The 16,289-nt window shown below is 66.8% G+C and carries 15 protein-coding genes; 10 read left to right on the forward strand and 5 right to left on the reverse strand.

Translation table 11 applies throughout. The features are described 5' to 3' along the window. Positions 1–31 precede the first annotated feature (31 nt). The 4 genes from OHA84_RS36655 to OHA84_RS36670 all read left to right on the forward strand — a co-directional run bounded on the left by OHA84_RS36655 (position 32) and on the right by OHA84_RS36670 (position 3,204). Positions 32–277 carry a hypothetical protein gene (locus tag OHA84_RS36655; RefSeq protein WP_266967134.1) on the forward strand — a complete coding sequence of 82 codons (246 nt, stop codon included), beginning with the start codon at positions 32–34 and terminating at the stop codon, positions 275–277. A 140-nt stretch (positions 278–417) separates the two neighbouring features. Beyond that, positions 418–1,851, forward strand: a complete 1,434-nt coding sequence (locus OHA84_RS36660) for an NF041680 family putative transposase (RefSeq protein ID WP_323181791.1) — start codon at positions 418–420, stop codon at positions 1,849–1,851. A gap of 191 nt (positions 1,852–2,042) precedes the next feature. Continuing rightward, a complete protein-coding gene (locus tag OHA84_RS36665; protein ID WP_323181961.1) occupies positions 2,043–2,714 on the forward strand; it encodes an IS5 family transposase in 672 nt (223 codons plus the stop codon). Between the two features lie 163 nt (positions 2,715–2,877). Further along, a complete protein-coding gene (locus tag OHA84_RS36670; RefSeq protein WP_266967128.1) occupies positions 2,878–3,204 on the forward strand; it encodes a hypothetical protein in 327 nt (108 codons plus the stop codon). Between the two features lie 389 nt (positions 3,205–3,593). Here the strand turns inward: OHA84_RS36670 and OHA84_RS36675 are convergent, their stop codons facing one another. Continuing rightward, the gene (locus OHA84_RS36675) at positions 3,594–4,169 is read right to left on the reverse strand and encodes a hypothetical protein (RefSeq protein ID WP_266967127.1); all 576 of its coding nucleotides are present in this window, start codon (positions 4,167–4,169) and stop codon (positions 3,594–3,596) included. Positions 4,170–5,251: 1,082 nt separating this feature from the next. On the opposite strand from OHA84_RS36675, the gene OHA84_RS36680 reads away from it, so the two are divergent. From OHA84_RS36680 to OHA84_RS36705, 6 genes are all read left to right on the forward strand, one after another. Continuing rightward, positions 5,252–5,947, forward strand: a complete 696-nt coding sequence (locus OHA84_RS36680) for a hypothetical protein (RefSeq protein ID WP_266967126.1) — start codon at positions 5,252–5,254, stop codon at positions 5,945–5,947. 99 nt (positions 5,948–6,046) lie between these two features. Continuing rightward, the gene (locus OHA84_RS36685; protein WP_266967125.1) at positions 6,047–6,436 is read left to right on the forward strand and encodes a hypothetical protein; all 390 of its coding nucleotides are present in this window, start codon (positions 6,047–6,049) and stop codon (positions 6,434–6,436) included. Between the two features lie 863 nt (positions 6,437–7,299). Then, positions 7,300–7,680, forward strand: a complete 381-nt coding sequence (locus OHA84_RS36690; RefSeq protein WP_266973779.1) for a tyrosine-type recombinase/integrase — start codon at positions 7,300–7,302, stop codon at positions 7,678–7,680. Then, positions 7,677–8,009 carry a helix-turn-helix transcriptional regulator gene (locus OHA84_RS36695; RefSeq protein ID WP_266967124.1) on the forward strand — a complete coding sequence of 111 codons (333 nt, stop codon included), beginning with the start codon at positions 7,677–7,679 and terminating at the stop codon, positions 8,007–8,009. Before OHA84_RS36690 ends, OHA84_RS36695 begins: the two co-directional genes overlap by 4 nt. Further along, on the forward strand, positions 8,006–9,724 hold the full coding sequence (locus OHA84_RS36700; protein ID WP_266967122.1) for a hypothetical protein: 1,719 nt from the start codon (positions 8,006–8,008) through the stop codon (positions 9,722–9,724). Before OHA84_RS36695 ends, OHA84_RS36700 begins: the two co-directional genes overlap by 4 nt. Before the next feature lie 102 nt (positions 9,725–9,826). Beyond that, positions 9,827–11,248: a hypothetical protein gene (locus OHA84_RS36705; protein WP_266967120.1), complete on the forward strand. Its 1,422-nt coding sequence runs from the start codon at positions 9,827–9,829 to the stop codon at positions 11,246–11,248. On the opposite strand, the gene OHA84_RS36710 is transcribed toward OHA84_RS36705, so the two are convergent. The 4 genes from OHA84_RS36710 to OHA84_RS36725 form a co-directional block, all read right to left on the reverse strand. Next, positions 11,243–12,051 (reverse strand): IS5 family transposase gene (locus OHA84_RS36710; protein ID WP_266967118.1). Its coding sequence is split into 2 segments (ribosomal slippage): positions 11,243–11,731 and positions 11,734–12,051, totalling 807 coding nucleotides; the frame shifts between segments, so codons are not numbered across the junction. The genes OHA84_RS36705 and OHA84_RS36710 overlap by 6 nt on opposite strands. A gap of 470 nt (positions 12,052–12,521) precedes the next feature. After that, the gene (locus OHA84_RS36715) at positions 12,522–12,920 is read right to left on the reverse strand and encodes an STAS domain-containing protein (RefSeq protein WP_266973778.1); all 399 of its coding nucleotides are present in this window, start codon (positions 12,918–12,920) and stop codon (positions 12,522–12,524) included. Positions 12,921–13,120: 200 nt separating this feature from the next. Further along, positions 13,121–14,077, reverse strand: a complete 957-nt coding sequence (locus tag OHA84_RS36720; protein WP_266967116.1) for a hypothetical protein — start codon at positions 14,075–14,077, stop codon at positions 13,121–13,123. A gap of 11 nt (positions 14,078–14,088) precedes the next feature. After that, positions 14,089–15,552 (reverse strand): APC family permease, encoded by a 1,464-nt coding sequence (locus OHA84_RS36725; RefSeq protein WP_266967114.1) that lies wholly within the window; start codon positions 15,550–15,552, stop codon positions 14,089–14,091. Between the last annotated feature and the right edge of the window lie 737 nt (positions 15,553–16,289).

The raw sequence follows: 16,289 nt of genomic DNA on the forward strand, positions 1-16,289 counted from the left end.
CCACAGCGCGCTTACCTGGCAAGATGCTCCCATGGAAACTGGGTTCCCCTGGGGGTCTACACCAACCGTCGATCTCCGCCTGTGGCGTGCTGACGCGATCGTGCTGTTCGACTGGCTGATGAGCACCGACCTGAACACCGTGCCGATCACGCACCCGGCTCAGAAGCACGCTCTCGCAGACCTGCTGGCACGCCTGGAGGAGGTGGACATCATCGAGTCCACCGGTGAAGAGATCGCCGCAGCCCAGGCCGAGGTGGCCAAGAACATGGGTTGGTAGGGACTCGCTCGAGGTTCGGGTCCCCTCGAAGGGCGCCTCGAACTGCGTCGCTCACATGGAGAATCACCGGACATGGGGGCGGCCTTCGTCTGATCATGTGCTCCGACCAAGGTGCACGTGACCACGACGAAGGCCGTGAGGTGAGTCTGCTGCCTGATGCTGTTCGGAGGGAAGCGTTCGCGGAGGCGTCACGCTTCCGGGGCGAGTTCTACGAGTGTCTGACCGCTCGGCGCAACGAACTGTTCGAGTTGGTGGACGCGGTGCTGTGTGCCGATGGTGCGGTGAAGTCCCCGGTGGACTTGACCCTTCTGCCCGAGCACCGTCGTGGGCACGGAGCGATGTACGGCGGCCTGAACCACGGCAGGATCGACGTCGACCGGCTCCGGACGCTGCTGGCAGGGCTGCCCCTGCCGCGGTTCGACGGCGGGCGCCTGGTCTTGGCGGTCGATGTGTCACCGTGGCTCCGCTCGGACGCGCCGTGCTCAGCCGACCGACTGTTCTGTCACGTCTACGGCCGCGCGAAAACGGCCTCGCAGTTCATCCCGGGCTGGCCCTACTCTTTCGTGGCCGCACTGGAGCCGGGCGCCACATCCTGGACCGCGATCCTGGACGCGGTCCGGCTCGGACCGATCGACGACGCGACCGCGATCACCGCCGCCCAGCTCCGAGGAGTCGTTGAACGACTCATCACCGCGGGGCAGTGGCAGGCCGGGGACCCGGCCATCGTGATCGTCAGCGATGCCGGCTACGACGTCACCCGCCTGGCCTGGGTCCTGCGCGACCTGCCCGTCGAGCTGGTCGGCCGGGTCCGCTCCGACCGCGTCATGCGCCTGCCGAAACCACCGAGGATGCACGGCGTCAACGGCCGGCCGCCCAAGCACGGCCCAGAGTTCCGCTTCACCAAGCCAGAGACCTGGCCCGAACCCGCGACCACCACGGTCACCGACACCACCAACTACGGCAAGGCCGAGACCCAGGCGTGGGACCGCGTCCATCCAAGGCTCACCCACCGCTCCTCCTGGCTCGACCACGATGGTGAACTGCCCTTGGTCGAAGGAACGCTGATTCGTTTGAAGGTCGAGCACCTGTCGAAAGACCGGGACGCCCCACCGGTGTGGTTATGGTCCTCGAAGACCAGCGCGACCCCGGACGATGTGGATCGTTTCTGGCAGGCGTTCCTCCGCCGCTTCGACCTGGAGCACACGTTCCGCTTCGTGAAGCAGACCCTGGGCTGGACCACCCCGAAACTCCGCACCCCCGAGGCTGCGGACCGCTGGACCTGGATCTTGATCGTCGCCCACACCCAGCTCCGACTGGCCCGCCCACTCGCCACGGAACTCCGTAGGCCGTGGGAGAAGCCCACCAGCCTCGACCGGCTCACCCCGGCCCGGGTCCGCCGAGGGTTTCGGAACATCCGCGCTCGCCCGGCCCGTGTTCCCAAACCCCGAGGCACCGGACCCGGCCGGCCACCCGGCGCCAAGAACAAACACCCGGCACCCCGCTACGACGTCGGCAAAACCGTCAAACGACCCGAGACCCTCAAGGCCATCGGCAAGCCTGGAAGATCTTGGTAGATAAAGAACAAGCTCAGGTGAACTGGGGACTGCTGGTCGGCCGGCAGGGCGTGAGGTCGGGGACTCGGCCACATGAACCTCGCGGTCGGCCGGATGGCCGCGTGGGTGAGGAGCGAGCGCCGGTGACGAGCCCGCGTGAGGTGGTCAACGCGGTCCTCTACGTCGCTCGGACCGGCATCGCCTGACGCTACCTGCCGCACGACTTGCCGCCACACACCACGGTCTACGGATACTTCAAGGAATGGGAGAGAGACGGCACGGCCGAGGAGATCCACGACACGCTCCGTGACCAACTGCGGGCGAAGAAGGGCCGCAGAATCCTGCCCACTGCGGCCATCGTGGACGCCCAGTCGGTGAAAGCCTCTCCGAACGCCCCGGAAGAATCGCAGGGCTTCGACGGAGGCAAGAAGGTCAAGGGGCGCAAGCGGCACATCGCCACCGACACCCTCGGACTCCTCCTCGTCCTGATTGTCACGGCCGCGGGCGTCCAGGACTCCACGGGCGGGAAACGGATCCTGGACACCCTCGCCACCCAGTGGCCCACCGTCACGAAAACCTGGGTCGACGCCGGCTACAACAACGGCGTCGTCCGCCACGGCGCCCACCTCGGCATCGACGTCGAAGTCGTCGCCCGCGACAAGGAACAGAAAGGCTTCGTCGTCCAGCCGATCCGATGGCGCGTCGAGCAGACCTTCGGGATCATGTCCCGGGACAAGCGGCTCCACCGGGACTACGAAGCATTACCCGACAGATCCCGCTCGATGATCCACTGGGCCATGGTCAACTCCATGACCACCCGCCTCACCGCCAGTCCGGACAGAAGCCGGCAATACCTCCGCCAGAAACCCCTCGCGGAAGCCTAAAACGGTATCGAACACCCTCTCAGGGCGTACCTCAAGACGACGAAGCTCGCCCGTGACCCCAGTGAGATGCAGGCCGTCATCAACACGATAATGCAATTCTTCGGAACGCCGCCGATGGCCGCATCCGGGAACCGCATCTGATCTGCAGGAGGTGACTGCAGTCGTGACAGAGGAACGCGACCGCTTCGCCCTGCCCCAGCGGACCCGTTACAGGATGTGGGTTGTCGCAGCCGCCGTGTTCCTGATCGTGGGTGTGATAGCGCCTCAGGTCACCCCGTTGATGCTGGCCGCAACCATCCTGAGCCCGCTCGGGCTCTACATGGGCGCCGAACTCATCGGCTCGCCCATGAGCCTCACCGATCAGCTGAAGTTCTCCTGGCTCCGCGCACGTGACTCGGCCCGCGCGGCATTCAGGCAACCCGGCGAGGTTATGGCCCTGGCCTGCATAGCGCTGGCCTGGCTGTTTCTGGCAATACGGGCCGGCACCTGATCCCAGGGGGGCGGAACGCGCACGGAGCGCGTTCCGCCCCTCTCCTTAGCGCCCCGGCGGCGAGACCACGACGTTCCCGGCAGCGATGGACGGCATCGGCACCGGCTGGGAGTCCAAGGCCGCGTCGGTCCGCGTCAGCGTCAGGACCTCGACGCCACGGCGGCGTCCCCGCTGAGGTGCCGGTGCGAACCCGAGGACACGTCCTCCTGAGGGCTTTCACCGGGGCGCTCGCCGCGCCCCCGTCGCCCGCGCTCGATGTGTCCGCCGGATATCGCCGGTAGTCCCGGCACCCGTGTGTTCCTGGCGGCCTTGGCCGCGCCGCGGCACGCGTAGCGGTTGGATTGCCGCGCTGTCGGTTGTAGGTAGAGCCGGGGTCTCGGGCGGCGCCGTCACTTTCGTTCCGTGTCGTTCGGGGTGTGTGCGACGTCTATTACCAGTCGGTTGTCGAGTTGGAGGATCCGGTAGGGCAGTCGGGTGCGCAGGCCGAGGCCGATCTGGGTGCGGCCTTCGTGGCTTGCGCCGAACACGGTGTCCTGGAAGGTGCGGTAGTCGGTGACGTCGACGCCGGGCAGTGGCTGCCCGCTCCGGGCGGGGATGGTGGGGGCCATGGTCTGGCGGTCGTAGGCGGGCGAGTCCACGATCACCTCCAGGACCGCGCCGCCGCGTAGCGGCAGGGGATGTCCGGAGGCGTCCTGGAGGAGGGCGTCGGTGTAACGGACGTGGTAGCCGATGGGGTTGGCGGGGGAGCTGCCCGGCGCTTCGAACACCAGCCGGTCGAAGCAGGGGTGCTCGCCGCTCCTGATGCCACGCAGCTCCGGGGCCTGGCTGGTGGAACGGCCCTCGGTGGGGCTGTTCCACCCGATCGGGCACCGCGTGGCCGGTTGGGCGGGTCCGGCCGCGGCGGCGGGCAGGGCCGTGGTGGCCGCGAGGACGAGAGCGGCGGGAAGGATGGTCCAACGTCGCATGATCTGCCTCCTGTGGGAGATTGTTGGTTCATGTTGATCGTTGTTGACTCCCGCTTGCCCGGAGGTTCGGGTTATAGACATGAACCTGTGGACTTTCTGGAAACGACGTGACGGCCCCTCAACCCGCGCTCTCGTGGGGAGCGTTTCAAGTGGCCTTCGGACGCGATGGCTTGGCAAGTCGCGGACCCCGGGGCAGTGCGCACGGCGTCGTCGTACTCGGTCTGGTGCAGTCGACCGCCTGCAGGCTGTCCTGCCAGGCCGGAGCGGCCCGTTGCCGGTCGGGGGCCAGGTGGCTTGCAACACAAGGTCGCGCCATACGCCCCTCCGGATGACTCCGAGCGTGAATTCGTGGCTGCGGAGCCGGGTCTGGTGGAAGCGGTCCTGGCTGTTCCAGTGGCTGGGCCGAGGACCAGGACGACCACGCCGGGAACTTCTCCCCGACCGCGCTGGGCGTCAAGGGCGATCAACGGGTCCTCCCGGTCCGGCTCTGGACTTTGCGCACGGTACTCAGGCGGTGTGGTCGAGGTCCTCGGGTGCGGCCGTCGCGGCCTGGTGCGGTAGGCGGGTCAGGCCGGCTTTCCCCGCACGGGACCTCACCAGGGCGCGGGGCCCCTGAGGATCCCCTGGACTGCCCCCGTTCCGTCTGCTCGCGAAGGCGGGGGCCGCGTGCTCTTGCCCCGAGCAGCCGGGTGGAGTGTATGCGCCCCTTTGCACTGGCCCCCGCGTCGGCGCAGCTCCGCCGATCCGCCCGGTACGCGATTCGGGTGCGGTTGAAACTGCAATCACTGGCGGAAATCCGTCCACGTGGGCGAGGAAAAATCTCTGCATGTCGTGATTTCCGGTGGAACGTTGCTGCTCACTAGGGTTGTCCTCACCTACGGAGGAGCCTCTCCGTTGGGGTGTGCAGTTCGCTGTGCCCGCGCACCTCAGGACAGGCGTTCCATCCGCGTCCACTCCGTTATGTCGTCGAAGTGGAATCGGGCGTACGTAAGGAAAGAAACGCCTTCGTTTTTTCGCCGTGTCTACTTTTTCGGAGCGGTCGGTCAGCCCCGAGAAGGAGACCGTCAAAAAGGAGACCAGAGATGTCGGACACGTATTCAATCGTAGTGAAGATCGAAGACGAGAAGAGGGCGGAGCTGGCGCAGGACGGTTACACGCTGACCGTCTTCAAGGCGATCGAGACGGATATTGTCGCCAGCCCGAAGAACGTCGGCCCGACGGTGTGGTTCTCGGACAGCAAGCTCTCCGCGCAGACCACGATCTCGTGGGAGCAGACGCTTCAGGCGTACTACTCGGACACGACCTACGGAAGCGGCGTCGAAATCACCCACCGCACCACCAGGCCGGTGAACATCGGACAGGGCATGGAGATCAAGGAGTGGGAGCCCGGCCTGGAAGACATGAAGCGGAACACCGAGTATGACCAGCAGGACTGGATCCAGATCCGCAACTCGCTGTCGCAGGACTTCACCATCGGCCTGGAGCAGGTCCGCGCGGAAGGAAGCGGGCAGGTCTCCGCCCCGATGTGTGCCTTCAGGGCGATCGACAAGTCGAGCAGGATCATGCGGCCGATCAACAAGCTGGTGCTCGTGTTCAGCATCGGTACGAAGAAGGTCGGGACGATCATGACCAGCGCGTCGACGGACGGGTGTCTGATCGAAGCGGGCAGGGGAGCGTCGCCCACCGTGGTGACCTACACCAACAAGGGCGAGTGGGACGCGGGGAAGACGGTGAGCTCGTCGAAGTTCCTGCAAGCGTGTATCCAGCAGACCGGCTGACCTAGCGTAGGGCGGGTGGCGCCGCCGGGTGCCCCCGTTCGTGGCGGCGGTTCCTCTCGCAGGGACCGCCGCCCTCTTCGTGAACGAGGAGGGAAAGAAATGCCGTACGTGAATTTCTCGATCGACGTACCGTACGATCCGCACCTGGCACGGTCGACGCAGGGGCTCGCGCCCCGCGACACCGTCACGATCGACAGCAATACTGACCTGTCCCCGCACGTGACCGGAAAGAGCGGAGCGTGCGTCCAGGGTATTACTCTCCGTACCATCAGCCACGCCGTCTACAAATATGGCCTGTATGTGGATGGAAAAGGACCCAAAGGCGGCTTCGCTTCGGCGCTGCACCTGAAATTCAAGGACAGGTCCGGCGACTTCTACACCCTGAAACTGATTTCCAGCAGCATGAAAGAACACTCCGTCAAGTACAACAGCAGCTCCCCAGATATCGTCTCCTTCAAATGGAGTGACAAAAGCATTCCTGACTGGTGAGCATCGGCTGGGCGCCGGGACCAGGGAAGAAGCTCCTCGGCAACGCCGGGGCCGAGCAGGATTCAGATGTTCGTAGACCGGCACGGCTGTAGGACAGACCGAACGGGCAAAGTCCCCCGCCGGCAGCACCCGAGAGGCCTGGACGCCCACGCCCTCACCATCGCCTGCGAGGTGACCGGCCGAGGTCAGCGACAGTCACCTGACGGGCGAAACGCGGGGGCCGATCAGGGCTCTACCGGCCTCCGCGTGGCCACGTGATGTACGCGGCCAGCAGGTCCGGGTCAGCCCGCCCTCTGTGCTTGTGAGCGCCGACGCGGATGCACAGGACATCGACGTTGCCGACCGCTCGGTCGTGGACATCGACGGCGTTGAACACAACGGGACGGCGAGCGGGCAGAATTGGGATCGTATGAATGCAGCATCTCTCCCAGCGCTCGCAGCGGCTCGGGGTGTCTCCGCGGCCAAGGGCCGCAAGCCGATCCGGTCACGTGTCCGGCATGGCAGCCCCTCCTGCGCCGACTACGGCTGCACGCGCCCCGGATGCATGGCCGCTGCGCGCCGGGATCGTGCCCGGCGGACCAGGGAGTTGAGAGCCAGCCGACCCGCCCGGGTCCCCGCGACCGATGCCGCTGCCCATGCCTGCCAGTTGCAGGAGACGGGTCTGTCGGCCGCGGACATCGCCGAGATCTCAGGCATCGCCGTCACCCTCGTGCGACGCCTGCTCCGCCCGGCCGGGGAGCGGTCGGCCGTCATTCACCGCGTCACCTCGGAAGCCATCCTCGGCATCCCCCTGAACAGCGCAGGTCCGCTGGGGCAAGGCGACGAAGGGATCGCCGCCTCGCCGGCGCAACGTCGCCTCCGTGATGCCGTGGGCGGTGGAGGCCGTCGAGGACTACGTGGTCAACATCCGGCCGCGGTTCGGAGTCCCTGACCACCCTGCTCTGTGGTTGACCGAACGAGGGGGCCGACTGCAGCCGCGCGAGGTCAACGACCGGTTCACCGCCTACCGCGACGCGATCGGCCTTCCGCCGGAGCTGACTCCGCACTCGCTTCGGCACAGCCACGTCACGCATCAGATCGAGGACGGCGTCGACGCGAAGTTCGTCCAGGACCAGGATGGCCACCGCTACGCCAGCACGACCGCCATCTACACGGCAGTCAGCGGCGACTTCATGAACACAATGATGCGGAAGGCCCTGAACCACGCCTTCGAACGGGACGCGGAGATGGGAGACACCGGATGACGGCCAAGCTGGACTACACCTGGCGGCTGCGCGAGATCATGGCCGAGCAGGGCATGTTCACCACCGCGGCCCTGCAGCCACTGCTGGCCGAACGCGGGGTGAAGCTGTCCACCAGCCAGGTCTACCGGCTGGTGACGGAGAAGCCGGAGCGGCTCAGCCTGAAGGTCATGATGGCTCTGCTCGACATCTTCGGCTGCCCGATGGAAGACCTGATCAAGCCCACTGCCGCCGCCAGGGCCAGTCGCTCCAAGCGCACGGCCGCCGGCACCGAGGCTGGAATCGGCACGCTCCGCCCGCCGCGGGCACGGATCACCGGCCCGGAGAAATGACCTCTGCACCTCCCGCTCCGCTGCCCGAACCGGACGATATCGTCGTTGCCGTCCTGGCAGGCGTTGAACCGGACCTCGCCGAGGAAGCCGTACGCCGGGCGGTCGCCGACGCCGCGGCCTCCCGGGCCAAGCGCCGTCGGCTGGCTCGCGCTCTTTCCGATGACGCGGACCTGTTGACCTCAGGCCGCCCTGAGGGTCCGCGCGTGATCGGGGACTTCGTGAGGGCTCTGCTCGCGCACGGCTCTCGCCGGGTCGTGCTGCCGAAGTGCGCCAACTGTTCCAGCACGAAGAAGCTGACCAGCCTCCGCACGGACGGCCTGCGTGTCTGCGAGCCCTGCGCTCACGCATCCTGGGCCGCGTCGTTGAGCTGCATCGAGTGCTCGCGGCCCGCTCGGGTCTATCGCCGCACCCGAACCGGTGACGCGATCTGCCGGGACTGCTGGCGGCAGCCCGCCGGAGATCCGGTCGCCCTGATCAGCTCGGCTGTCACCGCCGTTGCCCCCGATGCCGAGCCCGCAGCCGTCCGCGGGGCCGTCGAGTCCGTCGCGCCGGTCGGCGATCTCTACCTGATGTTCCGGCTTCTCTGGGAGATCGAGGACACGCCGGGCCTGCTGACAGGAGAAGGCTCCAAGGCATCCGCACGGGCAGCACGGCTGATCACCGCGCTGACCGACGCCGGCATCTCGATCACGGCCCCGGCCTGCCACAGCTGCGGCGAGGTCCGGCCGCTCACCCACGTGCTCGACGGCCTGCGCTGCTGCATGGAGTGCTACCGCAAGGCCGCTATGGCGGCCTGCGGACACTGCGGACGCGAACGGGCGGTCGCGACCCGTCGCCTGGACGGGACTCCTCTGTGCTCGGTCTGCATGCGCCATGAACCCGACCAGGTGATCACCTGTGTCCTTTGCGACCGAGTCCGACCCGTCGGTCAGCGGACCAAGGACGGGCCGCTCTGCCGGGCCTGCTTCAGGCCGACCCTGCGGACCTGCTCGTTCTGCGGCAAGGGACCACGACGCTGCCACCGAGCCTCGACCGGGATGCCCCGCTGCGAGACCTGCTCACGCACACGTCGGACCTGCGTGGGCTGCGGCCAGAAGAAGTACGCCGCGGCCCTGACCGCCGACGGCCACCTCTGCGAAACCTGCTGGCAGAGGAACCCGATCTCCTTCAACCCCTGCCGGCTCTGCGGAACGATCGAGTATCTGCACAGCTACGGCCGCTGCCACAGCTGCGTCCGCGACCAGCAGGTTCGCGATGCGCTCTCCCTCGACGGCGTCATGGATCCCGGCCTTGAGCCGGTCCACAACGTCCTGACCGCCGGCGGGGCGAAAGCCGGGCTCAAGTGGCTGACCCAGCCGAGCGCCCGCAGGATCCTCGACGCGCTCGCGGATGGCACCTGCCCTCTCACCCACGAGGGCCTGGACACCCTCCTGCCGAACAAGTCGGTGTCCTTTCTCCGGGCCGCCCTGGTCACCGCAGGCGTCCTGCCCGCCCGCGACGAGCAGTTCGCAGCCCTGGAAACGTGGATCACCTCCACGACCGAAGCCGTCTCGGATGACGGCGAACGCCAGCTCGTCCGCCGCTTCGCGACCTGGCATCACCTGCGGCGCCTCCGGCGCCAGGCCTCGAAGCATCCGGTCACCTCCAATCAGTCGGCATCGGTTCGCTCGGCCGTCCGCGCCGCCGTCACCCTGCTGGGCTGGCTGCGCGAGTAGGACACCGCGCTTGCCCTCTGCACTCAAAGCCACCTGGACGAGTGGATCGACGGTGGGCCCACGACCCGATACAGCGCCCGCGGCTTCGTCGAGTGGTGCCGCATGAACCGGCACATCGGCAAGGACCTGGAAATCGCGACCCGCGAGAAGCAGAGCCACGTCCAACCGACCGACGAAGACGAATGCTGGGCGGTCAGCCGGCGCCTCATCCACGACGACGACATCGCCATCGAGGACCGGTTCGCCGGGCTCCTCGTCCTGCTTTACGCCCAGCCCATCAGTGTGGTCTCCCAGCTGCCGGTCACCGCGGTGATCACCGAGGGCCCGCAGACGTCGCTGAGGCTGGGAGACACTTCGCTGCTGCTGCCCGACCCCCTGGACACGATCGCCCGACGGCTCCTCGCCCGGCGACGCGGGCACACCACCACTGGAACGTTGTCCGACTCTCCCTGGCTCTTCCCTGGCGCCTTCCCAGGTCAGCACCTCAGCCACCCCCATCTCAGAAAGCGGCTCAACCGGCTGGGCATCTACTCCCGCCCTGGCAGAGCCTCCGCTCTGATGGGACTCTCCACCCAGCTGCCGGCGGCGGTCCTCACGGAACTCCTGGGCATCAGCCCCGGCACGGCGACCGCCTGGACCCAGTCCGGGGGCAACTGGGCCCGATATGCAGCCGAACTCCAGAGCCGTTCCCAGCCTGCTGGCCAATCCCGAGGCACTCAGCGGTTCCGCGGCCCTATCGTCTCGGCCATGGACTCAGAGCAGCTGAAAAGATCATCGCAACGGTGGATGAGTGCCGCACTGGCGGCCTTCGTCGAGGGGCCGGAGGGCTACGACTTCGCCGTTCACCATGCTGGGATCGCTACGGAGCACCTGCTCAAGGCCTACCTCGCTGGGATTCACCCGGCGCTGATCGTCGACGGCCGGCACTTCGACTCGCTGCTGCATGCCACGGGGCTGGGCTCCCACGCGGGCCCCCTGGCCAAGGTGAAGACCATCGGTCTCGCTGAGGCCCATGAACGGGTGCTCAAGCTCCTCTCCAAGAAGATCCCGATCGACAAGAAGGCTCTGGAGCCTCTGGCGGACGCCCGAAACGGGGTCGCACACAGCGCGATACACGACGCGACGCAAGCCGAAGCGGTCTTCACGATCTGCTTGCGCTTGGTCGACCCGGTTCTCGAAGAACTGAAGATCGATCCGAACGGATACTGGGGTCCTTACCTGGTCCTGCATCACAAGCTGGTCGATGAACAGGTCCGAAAGGAACGAGTTGCGGCGGAAGCTCTGCTGGTCAAGGCCCGCGCAATGTTCGAACAACGCTTCGGGCACATGTCGCTCAAGGAGCGCGATGTGGTGCTGGCCGCGATCACTAGTCAGCCCCTGCTCACCATGAGCCGGGAAGCTCCGAAGAACTGCCCGGCCTGCGGATCCCAGGGGTGGGTAGCTGGCGAGGTAAACCTTTACGCAGACAGCAGCGGACTGAATGAGGTCTACCTCGTCCCCTATGAGCTCGTAACAGGATCATGAATCGGGCTTGCTGAGGCGTCGCCAGCAGATGAGGCTGCAGGCGAGGGAGACGAAGGCGTCGTGGAGTTCGGTGCGGCGTTCCCAGCGGACGGCGAGTCGTTTGAACTGGTGGAGCAGGGCGAAGGTCTGCTCGACGACGTAGCGGAGCTTGCCCATGCCCTTGATGTTCGGGGCTCCCTTGCGGGAGATGACCGGCAGGATCCGGCGTTTGCGCAGCTCATCGCGGTTGGGGTTGGAGTCGTAGCCCTTGTCACCGAGCAGGGCGTCCGGGCGTCTGCGGGGCGTGCCTGGCCGGCCTGCCACGGGTGGGATGCCGTCGACCAGGGCGAGGGTCTGGGTGACGTCGTTGACGTTCGCCGCGGTCGTGATGACCTTCAGCGGGGTGCCGCGTCCGTCGCAGATCAAATGGTGCTTGCTGCCCGTCTTCCGCCGGTCGACCGGCGACGGACCGGTGTCGGCTCCCCCTTTTTCGCGCGAACGTGGGAGCCGTCCACGCACGCCCTCGACCAGTCGAGCCGGCCGGCCGCGTTCAACTCGGCGAGCAGGATCCGGTGCAGCTGGTCGAAGACCCCGGCCTGCTGCCAACGCTCCAGTCTGCGCCAGCAAGTCTGCCCCGAGCCGAACCCCAGCTCAGGGGGCAGGAGTTGCCAGGCGATGTCGTTGCAGAGCACGTACAAGATGCCTTGCAGGCACAGCCGGTCTGCTACCGGACGCGGCCCTGGCGATCTCGTCGGCCAGGGCGGCAGCAGCGGCTCGATACGTGCCCACAAGTCGTCGTCCACGATCCACGGCCGAGTACTCACACCATCACGAACGGCCGAATCGTCACACCGGTCACGGCTGACCAGGACATCTCACCAAGATCCTGTTACGAGCTCTATGGCTTCCACTGCGCAGCATGCGACCTCGAAGTCGGCAGCAAGCTCCTCATCCACTTGGGTGACCTGAACGAGGACGTCCTACTGGATGACGACCCCTACGACTACATCGACGACGAACAGTCGGTTGACGAAGACATCATCAGGGGTCGATGAGCCAGCTCACCCGACAGCACTCCGCAGGTTGTGATATCCGCAGTTACCAATAAGCGACGGGCTCTCGATCGTCTTTGAGGTCCCGGTAGACGCGATTCACGCCAAGCTGTCGGCCTCGGCGGCAGGGTGAGCATCGGGCTCCGACTGTGAGACGTCGAGGCACCGGCCCCGAGGCACGAGAACTCTCCGAACGGGCGGATGTGCTGCTCCGTGCCGAGCCGCACCGGCCTCGGGCTTGGCTAGATGCAGGGCGGCCGGTCATCGACGAGGTCGGCGTGGTCCCGTGCGCGTCGCCCCTTCTGCGCGAGGAGCCGGCGGAAGCCCGGCAGGGCGTAGCGCTCCCCGGTGCCTGCTCTGGGGCCGGGGATGCCGGCGACGGTGGCCATGCATTGCTGTGGCTGGGGCTGCCAGCCGGCGACCTGGACTCGTAGGCGCAGGCACTCGGCGCGTCGGTGCATGTCGAGGAGGTGGAGCAGGCCATCGACGTCCATGGCGGCTACGGCGTGCAGATCCACTACGAGGTCGTGTTCGTCCATGGTCACGTAGTCCAGCGCGCGCTGGAGGACTTCTCCCGCGGTCTCGTCGAGCTTCCCGGTGGCGCTGATGAGGATCGAGCTGCCGCAGTGCCGGACGTCCACGTTGATCAATGTTCTGCTCCCGTCGCCCGAAGGCTCCGTGCCTTCGGGCGACCATCCTGGCGCGCCCCGGTGTGTTGTTGATGTGCGGCGCGCTGAGACGCGAGTCCAGGCCGGGACCGAGTTGACACCGAAGAAACCTTGAACGGTCGCAGGCCGTGCCTTCGCGTTCCTCGATCACGGGTTGCACCGTTCGTTTAGCTTTACAGTCCCAGTTGATGCATGACCGTGCGGTGCCACCGCGTGATGACAGTCGCGGGATCGCCAAAATAGGACCAGGGCACCACCGTTGCCTGGCCGGCGAGTAGCTTGAAGAGGTAACCTGCTTCGTCGTACAGCCTGCCGGCGCACGTCGCGTGCAGCAGGCGGTTGAGGTCTGCGGTGTCCTGCGCCCGGTAGAGACCGTCCCAGTTGACGACCCACAGATCCCAGGTGCGGCGGGTGTCAGCGAGTGCTCTTTCGGCGTTCCAATGCCGGCGTAGGAAGAGTGCCATCTCACCCTCACGTTCAAGGCGGTAGCGGTACTCCTCCAGCCGGGCGACCTGCAGGAGTACGGCGAGTGCCGAGCCCGGCGGCGTGCTGTCCACCACGTCCCGGGCGAAGTCGTACATGGTCCCGTGCGAGCCGTGCCAGCGAGCGGACACGTGGCGCAGCGCCTGGTTGTGCGCTTCCCGGTTGTCCTGGTGCCGGGATCGCAGCTCCTGCCACCAGCGGTTGAACTGGTGATGCCCGCCCGGGTAGAGCCGGGCGATGGTGAGGAGTGACACCAACGGCATGGGGTCGTGGGGATGTGCGTCGGCCGCACGGAGGCATGTCCGTAGGGCCATGTCCAGCCGGTCCTGGCCGACGGCGCTCGGGTCCCCCGCGGCCACGGCGAGGTTGAAGCAGCGCAGAACCTCTGTATCCGCGCGCAGCACCAGCGCGTCCGGATCGCCCGGCCGGGCGGTGTACCACTCCTCGGCGATGGTTGTCCCGGCCGTGGACTGGGCGAGCAGGCGGATTCGGTGGGTGCGGCGATCCCAGTCCTGCCCAGTGGAGTGGAGCAGTTCGGGAAGACCCTGCCAACGGCCGATGGCGACGTCTTCGCGTGCCTTCGCGAGTTCCCTGTCCCCGAGGGTCGCGTCGAATTCGGGAGTGAACGGTTTGTTTCCCGGCGTCATGGCTGCGCCCCTCAGAAGTCCGTGGCTATGGTGTTGTCAGCGGACGATGAGGACACGGGCTCCAGGCCCTCGTACTCTTGTCGGATTATTTCGGTCTTGGCGGCGTCCAGCCGATCCGGACGGTAGTAGGTGCTCTGCCGGTACACGAACATCGGGATCAGGCCCACGGCGAGACCGCCGATGCCGATCCAGATGGCGGTGGCATCGAGTGCGCCCAGCGACTCGACGAACACCCAGAACAGGAACAGCGCCCCGGTCAGCGGCCACAGCCCGCCGAAGATGAAGTTCGCCGGGGTCTTCAGCAGCACCTTTCGGTAGGCGACGACTACCGCGACTCCGGACAGCCCGTAGTAGACGGCGATCTGGAGTCCGATGGCGGCCACGGCGCTCTCCAGGATGTCGCCGACCGAGCCCAGGGCATTGGACGCCACGAAGAGGCCGAGGGCGACCGCACCGACAACCACCAGCGCGACCCAGGGTGTCCGGTAGCGGGGGTGAGAGGCACCGAGGGCAGCCGGCATGGTGCGGTCGCGACCCATCGCGAACAGGGAGCGGGTCACCTGGATGAGGGTGGTCTCCAGGGTGGCGATGGTGGACAGCATGACGGCGACGATCAGCAGTTTGCCGCCCCAGCCGGGCCAGAGGCGGTCGCCGAGCAGGGCCAGGACGTTGGCGCTGTTGGCCTCGATCTCCTCGGCGGTGAGCAGCAGGTTCACAGAGATCGTGAACACTTCGAACAGGACGAAGACGACGGCGAGGCCGACCAGGCCGGCCAGGCCCGACGTCTTGCGACTGTTGCGGGTTTCCTCGCTGAGGTTGCTGGTGACGTCCCAACCCCAGTAATAGAACGCCGCGATCAACGCTCCGGCTGCGAAGCCCTGAACCCCATCGAAGTGGCCGAAGCCCAGCCAGGACCAGGAGAACTGCTGAACCGCGTCGCCATGGAAGAGGGCCGCCGCGGCGAAGGCGAGCAGAATGAGCAACTCGATGCCGGACATGATCAGCTGGGCGTGGACCGTCAGTCGCGCTCCCTTAAGCACGACGACGAGCATCACCAGAAACCAGAGCGCGCCGACCACGGTCGCCAGCGCGGTGTTCTCCGCCAGGTCCGGGGCGAACAGGGACAGCGTCATGCTGCCCGCCGGCAGCGAGCCCGCGACCATGAAGATCGTGGCCGAGACCACCAGCGCCCAGCCGCTGAGGAAACCGAGTGAGGGATGGAGGGCACGGGCCACCCAGGAGTAGCTGGCGCCGGCGTTGATGTCGAGCCTGCCCAGGTAATTGAACGCCCAGGCGATACCGAACATGGGTATCGCGCACCAGAGCAGCGCGGCAGGGGCGGCGAAACCGACCGAGCCGACGAGTACGGCTGTCGTCGCCGCCAGGGAGTAGGCGGGAGCACTGCCGGCCACCGCCATGACGATGCTGTCGAAAGTGCCCAGGACGTTCGCCTGGAGCCCCTTGTGTGTACTCATGAGTCTCCGTGATGCCCTTTGGATACGGCCGCTGTCAGTGATGTCCCAGCAAAGGAGCGCACAACCACGAGGACGGACATCAAGGTGGCTGGTGCGGTCGTGCCCGGCCGGTAATCTCGCGAACAGCAGGCAGAGTTATGGACGGCTTACGAGAAGTAAATGCCCACATCGTGACAGCGCGAGCTTTGGACCATGGCGGTCCGCGGCGGTCGCCGATCGAGTTCATCAGGCACGAGTGGCACGGTAGACCGTGAGCTGTTTCGGGTTTGGTGAACACTCTAAATGCGATCTGATTTGGATTCTGTGGCTGTGAAGTGGTATACGGCCGGCCCAACTCACCCGTCGGTTGGACGATCGCCGTGATCGGCGGATTGGTGTGCACGAACCACGGGACGTCATGCTGATCACGGACAACGGCCTGTACGGGCCGGGTGGCCGGGCGTTCTACGCGCCGGTCGAGGACGACGTCGAGGGCCCGTTCCTGTGGCACGGCGACACCCCTTGACCAGTCCCGGTCCTGCCGGAGCCAGGTGACTGCGACCGGGGAAGGACTCACCAGCCCGCTGATGCACGTGGAGGCGCGGGTGGACGTCTGCCGGACCGGGTACTTGTCCCGCTCTGCCCGTACCGCCACGAGATGCCGCCTGGTCCTCCGACTGTCGCTGTTCGAAGCGGGGTTCAGCCCGTGTACCGGCATGCGCGCGTGGGGTGGCCTGGGATGCGGGTGCGGGCTGCTG

The sequence above is a fragment of the Streptomyces sp. NBC_00513 genome, assembly GCF_041431415.1.
Classification (GTDB): domain Bacteria; phylum Actinomycetota; class Actinomycetes; order Streptomycetales; family Streptomycetaceae; genus Streptomyces.